The sequence below is a fragment of the Oceanobacillus alkalisoli genome, from assembly GCF_021556485.1.
GTDB classification, from domain to species: domain Bacteria; phylum Bacillota; class Bacilli; order Bacillales; family Amphibacillaceae; genus Oceanobacillus; species Oceanobacillus alkalisoli.
Genome location: NZ_JAKGBW010000023.1, coordinates 48,890 through 56,658, shown reverse-complemented (window position 1 = coordinate 56,658; position 7,769 = coordinate 48,890). Strand labels below are relative to the sequence as shown.

Annotated in this window: 8 protein-coding genes and 1 pseudogene; 2 read left to right on the top strand and 7 right to left on the bottom strand. The window is 40.8% G+C overall.

Features of this window, described 5'->3' with window-relative positions; all coding sequences use genetic code 11:
- Window positions 1-233 precede the first annotated feature (233 nt).
- The 4 genes from LZD48_RS17320 to LZD48_RS17305 form a co-directional block, all read right to left on the bottom strand.
- A complete protein-coding gene (locus LZD48_RS17320) occupies window positions 234-941 on the bottom strand; it encodes a DsbA family oxidoreductase (RefSeq protein ID WP_235763958.1) in 708 nt (235 codons plus the stop codon).
- 164 nt (window positions 942-1,105) lie between these two features.
- Window positions 1,106-1,564, bottom strand: a complete 459-nt coding sequence (locus tag LZD48_RS17315) for a DUF2188 domain-containing protein (RefSeq protein ID WP_235763957.1) — start codon at window positions 1,562-1,564, stop codon at window positions 1,106-1,108.
- Between the two features lie 58 nt (window positions 1,565-1,622).
- Entirely contained in the window at window positions 1,623-2,675 is a 1,053-nt protein-coding gene (gene fni, locus LZD48_RS17310; protein ID WP_235763956.1) for a type 2 isopentenyl-diphosphate Delta-isomerase, read from the bottom strand.
- Between the two features lie 414 nt (window positions 2,676-3,089).
- Window positions 3,090-3,593, bottom strand: coding sequence for a CarD family transcriptional regulator (locus LZD48_RS17305; protein ID WP_235763955.1), 504 nt, complete (start codon window positions 3,591-3,593; stop codon window positions 3,090-3,092).
- A gap of 205 nt (window positions 3,594-3,798) precedes the next feature.
- Between LZD48_RS17305 and LZD48_RS17300 the strand changes: the two genes are divergently transcribed.
- Window positions 3,799-4,227: a MarR family winged helix-turn-helix transcriptional regulator gene (locus LZD48_RS17300; protein WP_235763954.1), complete on the top strand. Its 429-nt coding sequence runs from the start codon at window positions 3,799-3,801 to the stop codon at window positions 4,225-4,227.
- 181 nt (window positions 4,228-4,408) lie between these two features.
- Entirely contained in the window at window positions 4,409-4,948 is a 540-nt protein-coding gene (locus LZD48_RS17295) for an HD domain-containing protein (RefSeq protein ID WP_235763953.1), read from the top strand.
- Window positions 4,949-5,371: 423 nt separating this feature from the next.
- Here LZD48_RS17295 and LZD48_RS17290 read toward each other — a convergent pair.
- The 3 genes and pseudogenes from LZD48_RS17290 to LZD48_RS17280 all read right to left on the bottom strand — a co-directional run bounded on the left by LZD48_RS17290 (window position 5,372) and on the right by LZD48_RS17280 (window position 7,611).
- Window positions 5,372-5,938: pseudogene (locus LZD48_RS17290) on the bottom strand (NADPH-dependent FMN reductase).
- A gap of 14 nt (window positions 5,939-5,952) precedes the next feature.
- Complete coding sequence (locus LZD48_RS17285) at window positions 5,953-7,011, bottom strand: LLM class flavin-dependent oxidoreductase (RefSeq protein ID WP_235763952.1); 1,059 nt, start codon at window positions 7,009-7,011, stop codon at window positions 5,953-5,955.
- A gap of 162 nt (window positions 7,012-7,173) precedes the next feature.
- Window positions 7,174-7,611: a MarR family winged helix-turn-helix transcriptional regulator gene (locus LZD48_RS17280; protein ID WP_235763951.1), complete on the bottom strand. Its 438-nt coding sequence runs from the start codon at window positions 7,609-7,611 to the stop codon at window positions 7,174-7,176.
- Between the last annotated feature and the right edge of the window lie 158 nt (window positions 7,612-7,769).

The window sequence follows — 7,769 nt, the reverse complement described above, 5'->3', positions numbered from 1 at the left end:
ATTTTTGAAGGCTAATTTAGGTTTCACTCGTTTTTCCGTTCGAGGAAAACAAAAGGCGACAAATGAATTAGCCTTTGCATTAATGGCGGTAAACTTGAGGAAGTTCACCGCCAAAAACTCCAAAAAATAAATAACGATGATAAATTTCTATCAAAAATGAATCCAAGCCGCATTTTAATGACTTGGATTCTTTTTTTATTATTTTTGGCTAGTTATGTCCCAGCCTCTTTTTCTTATTGTTCTACACAGTCTTCATCTGTACAATAGGAAGTCTTTGATTTAATCTTTTTTGCTGTTGGGGATTCACCTTCTTCTTCCCAGACTTTTGCAAGTGCCTGTGCAAATATCTCACTTGGCTGTGCACCCGATAATGCGTATTTATCATTGAATACAAAGAATGGGACACCTTGCACGCCAATCTCCCCAGCAACAGCGATATCTTCTTTTACCTTTTGTGTATACTTCTCCGTTTTCAAAACCTGTCTTACTTCTTCTCTATCCATGCCAACTTCACCGGCCAGTTGCACTAAAGTATCCATATCGCTTAACAGCTCGGACTCTGTGAAATAGGCATGCAAGAGACGTTCTGTCATTGCGGCTCCTTTTCCCTTCCGTTCAGCATACTGAAATAACCGGTGAGCATCAAAGGTGTTCGCATATTGCATCGTATCAAAACGATAATCAAGGCCGACTGTCTTTGCTTGATTCGTAACTTGTTCATTCATCGTCTTCACTTCATCAAGCGGGATTCCTTTAAGTTCGGAAAATGTTTCACAGAAGTTTTTTCCAGGAATATTCCGAGCAGCCGGATCGAGTTGATAGCTTTTATATTCAATTGTCACAGATTCATGATGCGAGAACCCCTCTAATGCCTTTTCTAAATTTCTTTTCCCGATATAACAGAAGGGACATACAAAATCTGACCATATTTCGATTTTCATTTAAATAGTTCTCCTTTTACCTTACAATTTCCAAGTTGCTGAAAGCTGGATTAATTGTAGCATAGAGAAGGAAACCGATGAAATTATCTGCCTGACAATCAAAGCGTAAGCGCTCGTTTAACAATAAAAAACAGCGAAGCCCCATTTTTAGCTCCGCTGTTTTCTTAATCCTCGTCGAATGTATATTTCGTTTGAACCGAACCGTCTTTTTTACGGACGGTGACAAAGGTTCCTTTATTTTTAGCAATTTCCTTTGCCCGCTTTATTGCCTCTTCTTTCGTATCAAACACATTGCTTGGTCGTTCTGCACCTTCTGATTCAACTGCCCAACCATCTTCATGCGGCCGGACGATTTCCCCTTCTTCCATTCGTTCAGGGTTACTTTCATACTTTTTGCTCTCTGAGGAACGAGTCGTGACTTTTCCATATTTCCGGTAATGCTCGATCTCTTCTTCTGATGCATTTTCATGCCATTCTTTTGCCTGACTGATTGCTATGGGAAGCGTATCTCCTTCCTTATAGCCTTCATCAATCATGGCATTCGCAATATCTATCGCCTTTTTCCGTGTGACGTCGGGTAAGTTTTTCATGGACGCGGGATAATCCTCAAGTGTCCAAACCAAATTTATCCCTCCTAATCTGTTAGTTCTTTTACCCAGATTCAGAAGGGATAAAACTTGTTTACAATTCGTCCATGAGGGACGTGCCCATAATATTGACACGTCTTGTATTTCTTAATTCATCAAGGTTTTTCACACCGATTCCGAACATAGTCATCTGGAGCTCCAGTTCAATCTGTTTCATCGTCTCTAGTACAGCCTCTGGGGATTCAGTTGCAGCTTTCAATAAGTGACGAGCGAACCCGATAATATCAGCACCAATTGTAATTGCTTTAGCTGCATCGACTCCAGTACTCATTCCACCGCTGGCCACAAGTGGTGCGTCAGGAAGCTTGCTTCGGACAGAAACCAGGCAGTCCTTTGTCGGCAAGCCCCAATTGTTAAATGCTTCCGCTGCTGCTTTTTTCAATTTATTCCGGGAGCGCAGTTTCTCAACCTGGCTCCACGAAGTACCACCTGCACCTGCTACATCAATATACGCGATTCCTGCATTGTATAGCTTTTCAGCGACTTCCCCGTCGATTCCAAAGCCGACTTCTTTTACACCAACAGGAACTTCCAATGTCTTACATACTTCCTCAATTTTAGGAAGCAGATTTTCAAAGTTAACATCGCCCTCATCCTGCACGATTTCCTGCATACTATTTAAGTGAAGCACAATAGAGTCGGCCCCTGTTTTATCAATAATCCGCTGACATTCTTCCGGGCCGTAGCCATAATTGAATTGTACCGCTCCAATGTTGACGATTAGCGGGACAGTAGGAGCTTGCCTGCGGATAAGGAATGATTCCTTATGCTGGTCACTTTCCAGAAAAGCACGCGTCGAACCAATTGCCATCACCCAGCCCCGTTCTTCAGCAGCAAGCGCCAAGTTTTGGTTAATTGCTGTTGCAAGTTCTGATCCACCTGTCATCGAACTGACGAGAAATGGAGCCTTCAATTGTTTTCCTAAAAAACTCGTCTCCATTGAAATCGAGTCGAAGTTGATTTCCGGTAATGCATTATGTATGAAATGAATGCCTTCTAAGCCTGTTGTTTTATCTACACCTTCCACATTCCCCGTTAAACATAAACGGATATGCTCGGTTTTTCTTTGGTTGATTCCTTTGGTCATAGTATGGTACCTCCGAAAAAATAATTTGCCTTACCAGTTATTTTACTTGTTTCATCTTGTAAATGAAAGGATGAGCTTCTGATTTTCTAGAAACAAAGGTGTGAGATGGCGATTTTTTCCCATGTTTAAGTTATCACTGATTTTCGGTAGCGTTTATTTGTGCGAATGGGCGTTAATAGAGCTTGTCAGCGACTTTTTATTGTGATTACTCGTACGAACAGACGTTGATAGAGCTTGTCAACGACTTTCGGTGATGATTACTCATGCGAACGGGCACTTACAACTCTTATCATAATCACACTACACATAAAATCATCTTGATTATCACGCCCTGCCATCCTTCATCGGTTCGGATCCAGCCAAAACAAAAAATTGACCTTGCATCGTGCCTCAAGGTCAATTTCTTCTATTATATTAGGATACTTTCGAAGGGATTACTTTGTTAATCCGTTCGATAATACGTTCAACTGTTGTGTCAAGAGATGCCGCTAATTCCTGGAACATGATCCGTTGAATTTCTTCTAGCATCTTCTGATCTTGGTCGTACATGCGCTCCTTATTTACTTTCGCTTCCTTCTGTTTGCGCATAAGGGTGTTGGCAATCTTAACAATGTCATCACGGTCACCGCCATTAATCAAGCTATTGTATTTCTTATTACGTTGCTTGGCGTCTTCAATCCATTCAATTCCAGGTTCTTCAAACAAATCGAGGATTGTTTTTGCTTCTTGTTTTTCCATGATATCCAGCATGACGACCTTTTCATTATCTACCGGCACACTGATTGTTAAATTCGGATCCTCCATTGGATGCAGAATATAATATTCACGTGTCTCATCCCGGTAGCTTCTTTCGCAAATGTCATCAATTTTACATACACCATGTGTAGAGTAGATGATTAAATCTCCAACTTTAAACATTTGCCAACCTCCATTTTCTCTCGTTCATGAAATCGAGTCACGTTATAATTGTACTACTTTTTCAACAATTTGTCAACTTGTTGACAACCCCTCGTCAAGCTCTGTATAGTATAGCTCGGACGTTCAGTAATACAATTGTTTGAACGATGCGGGAACAGGTTATAAAACCTATAACCAGTACACGGATAAATAGAGGTGATAGAAAATGCCGAGAGAAATTGTAACGGTAGATATATTCGATTTATTAAATAAGAAACATCGGGAAGCCCGAGATGCCATTGCAAATAGATGGAATGACCGAAATGAAATTCAACTGACGAATTCAGAGTGGTTTATTTTAGATTTGATCAATTACGGAAAAGAATTGATTGCAGATGTAGGCAAAAATGGAAAATTCACGCGGCAAGGAACCCACAAACTGATCCGGAAGCTCGAGAAGCGCGGACTTGTAAAAACGGAGCCTACCGAGCATAATAAGCGGAGTAAGTACGTACAATTAACACCACTGGGAATCATTTGCTACGAAGAAAACAAAGAACTAAAAACTGTATTAGAAGAACGAATCCGCCATACCCTTGGCGATGAGAAATACGAAGACTTGGTAACAATTCTGTCAATGGATTGGGAACTATAAAGTGAAACTTCAATCAGTGCGGTTTTTCTTCATCTCCCACGGCTTGTTAGTTGAACGAACCTTAGGTGTTAGCTCACGTTTCTTCCCACCTAAACTTTCTCGACTTGACTTGAAGTTTTGAGGGGGAGTTTTACGGACGATTACACCGGGATAAATTCATTTTTGCGGAAGGAGAATCCCTTTGAAAGAAAGAGCGAAACGATTTGCAGAAGAAGCCCATGAAGGACAATTCCGGAAAGTTGGTAACATCCCCTACGTCACTCATCCTATCCGCGTAGCCGCCTTGTTGGATAAATTCGGTGCAAGTGAGGAGCTCGTATGTGCTGCCTATTTACATGATGTCGTTGAGGATACGCCAATTGAAATAGAAGAGATTGAAAAGGAATTTGGAAAAAGAGTCACAGAACTTGTCCAATCACATACAGAAGATAAATCGAAAACTTGGAAAGAACGGAAACAGCATACAATCGACATATTGAAAACGGCTGAAAGCGAAGTGAAGCAACTCATCGTGGCTGACCGGTTTGATAACTTATTATCTCTCGAAAAAGACTTGCAAGAAAAAGGCCCAGCCGTTTGGGGTATATTCAATGCCGGTTACGAAGATCAGAAATGGTATAACGAATCCATTGTAGATATGATGGATCATGGTCTCCAGAAAGAAGACCGTCCACCCTTTTTCGATGAATTTGCAGCTGCGGTAAAACGCATCTTTATATGAAAAATAGCCTATGTTCACTCATTGAACTAGGCTATTTTTCAATTTAACGTTTTTAGCCAAGAAGTCTCCATCTTCAAGCGTGTGAAGAGAGATAGCTAGCTTAGGCGGTAAGCTGGAGATGAATTGCTTTCGGTCAAGAACGTCTTTAGACGTGCTAATTGACCGAACATACGTTACTATATATTAGCAATGTTCTTTGACAACTGGATATATGGAGTTGCATACGGAATTAGAGCTAGACTTTTGCCCCTCGTATGCGTAAAATATCCAAGGTATGTTAGAAACATTTCCTATCAGTAGGGTTGGAATGCCCCGAATTTACGCTCGTGGAGAACGCATGAGACTTATATAATAAATAAGCAATGTTCGCGGAAACGAGGAGCTCCCACTTCAAATTTCGTATGAAATTAAGTGGTGAGTAGTTCACAAACCGTATACTTTCTCTTTTTCCTTTTGAATCGCCTCATATGCTTCTGCCAGCATAACCGTATCTTCCACTAACCGGTCCATCCGAAAGAGAACATCATCATTGATAATCATACCTCGATGGAAATCTTTCGCCTCAACGAACACATATTGCTGAACGATTTGTGCCTTCATAAAGGATAGAATCGGTTTTAATTGCTGTTCTGCGATTAAAAAATGCTTGGACGAGCCTGCTGTCACAACAAGACTTACGACTTTATCACGAAAAGCCCCTTCCGGCAGCAGGTCAAACACGTTCTTTAAAGCGGCAGGTATTGAAGCCTGGAATATAGGGGTTCCGATAATGATTGCATCAGCCGTCATCATCGTTTCCGCAATATATTTTGTATCTCCATCATATTCCAGATAATTCCTTCCATCACTGAACACCATTTCCAAATCTGCTAAATCAAGCATCGTCACTTCATGATCCGGATATCTCTCGGTCAATGTTTGAGCAATATAGGAAATCGCTGTTTTTGTTTTTGTCCCGACGTTTTAACCGGATAACGCGACAATTTTCAACGTTACTTCCCCCTCTATTTTTTTGCAGTATATTTTTTAACAGCGGGTAATATTTCATTCCCGATAATCTCAATGTTCTTCTTCATCTTGTCGATTGGAACGCCTCCAAAATCGAGTTGTGCCATATATCTTTGATGATTGAACTGTTCATACTGATATAAAATCTTCTCAATGATTTGCTGTGGGCTACCGACATTAATAACACTACGGGAATCAGTCGCTTGAGCGAATAACTGCTTCGGGAAACCTTGCCCATTCGTAAGCTTCATTCCTTCATTAATGTGCGGGTAGTATTCTCTTAAAGCTTCTTGTGATGTTTCCGCTGCATAGAAGAAGGTTGTCGTTGCAACTGGGAACTCTGCTGGGTTATGTCCAGCTTGCTGTAAAGCTTGACGATACACATCAATCGGCTGTTTAAAAGAAGATACTGCTCCGCCAAGCATCGCCTGACTCATCGGAACTCCTTGCAACCCCGCTTTAATTGCACTCGCCGGTGTACCGCCAACCGCACGCCAAATTGGCAGGGACCCATCTTGTGGTCTTGGCAAAATCTTCGCATTTCGTAAAGGAGCTCGGTGTTCCCCGCTCCAGTTCACCATTTCGTTTTCATTAATCTCCAGTAATAGTTCAAACTTCTCTTCGAACAACTCTTCATAATCACGCAAATCGTAGCCTAATAATTCAAAGAGTCCCACCCTTGATGCACGACCGGCAATAATCTCGGCACGGCCATTTGAAATCAAATCAATCGTAGCAAAATCTTCATAAACACGAACCGGATCGGATGTACTGATAATCGTTGAAGTACTGCCGAGTTTAATCTTTTCGGTTGCTTGAGCGATTGCAGACAGAATAATGGAGTGTGCCTGCGTGGCAAAAAATTCTTGGTGGCTTTCCCCTACTCCAATGAAATCTAGTCCTGCCTGTTCTGCTAGCTTGGCAACTTCTATAAGTTCTTTAATCCGTTGTTGAGCAGAGATTCGTTCACCTATGTGAGGGTTATACAGATGATCCCCTAATGTAAAAACCCCGAACTCCAGCCCGGTTTCAGGATTGATTCGATACTTTTTCATATTTATCTATTTTCCTTTCGATTATTCATTAGATTAGCATAATCAGTTAACTCCTTAACTGACGTTTAATTATCAGTTTAAACTCCACCCGATGACTGGGTCAATCTTATTGCTCAAAAAAACCCCTCAAAAATAAAGTGTGAAGGGCAATGCTGCAATATACTATTTCTCAACCTTTCTCAAAAGCTTAAGAAGTTGTTTCTTTTCTTCTATCGTTAGTTTATTAAAAAAGTCTTGTTGGAATTCTTCTAATACTTGATTTGCTTCTTTGTAGACGGTTTTTCCTTTTTCAGAAAGGGAGATGTAATTTGTTTTCCATTCTTTTTCTTTCTTAATTAATCTGAGCTGCTCCAGCTTTTTAATAACTTGTGTAATATTCGCTTTTGTTACGAGTAATTGATCAGCAAGTTCCTGTTGGGACAAGGTTTTTGCCTCTGCAATTCTGCTTAAAATATCGTACTGCGCATTGGTTAAATCCCATTCCTTTAAAATCCTGCTCGACCTTGCTGTATTATTTTTATAGTTCCGGTAGATCCGGTACCAGAGTAAAACACTAAATTTCTTATGTCTCTCCATTAACTTTGATGCGTCTGTCTCCATTTTATCCTCCAAAAGTAAAACTTCTTAAGGGGGCTTTTGTCCCCCTTTGAATGTAAGTTGAACGAACGGGCTGTCACTTATTACTGGTTCACCATTTCAGATTTTTCATTTCCCCTGACTTTTTAATCGAGAGAGCCCCACAGTCCGTTACACCGCGG

Coding starts and splice junctions, on each gene's coding strand:
- LZD48_RS17320 (WP_235763958.1), bottom strand. CDS start 941: ATGAAAATCGAAATATGGTCAGATTTTGTATGTCCCTTCTGTTATATC.
- fni (WP_235763956.1), bottom strand. CDS start 2,675: ATGACCAAAGGAATCAACCAAAGAAAAACCGAGCATATCCGTTTATGT.
- LZD48_RS17305 (WP_235763955.1), bottom strand. CDS start 3,593: ATGTTTAAAGTTGGAGATTTAATCATCTACTCTACACATGGTGTATGT.
- LZD48_RS17300 (WP_235763954.1), top strand. CDS start 3,799: ATGCCGAGAGAAATTGTAACGGTAGATATATTCGATTTATTAAATAAG.
- LZD48_RS17285 (WP_235763952.1), bottom strand. CDS start 7,011: ATGAAAAAGTATCGAATCAATCCTGAAACCGGGCTGGAGTTCGGGGTT.
- LZD48_RS17280 (WP_235763951.1), bottom strand. CDS start 7,611: ATGGAGACAGACGCATCAAAGTTAATGGAGAGACATAAGAAATTTAGT.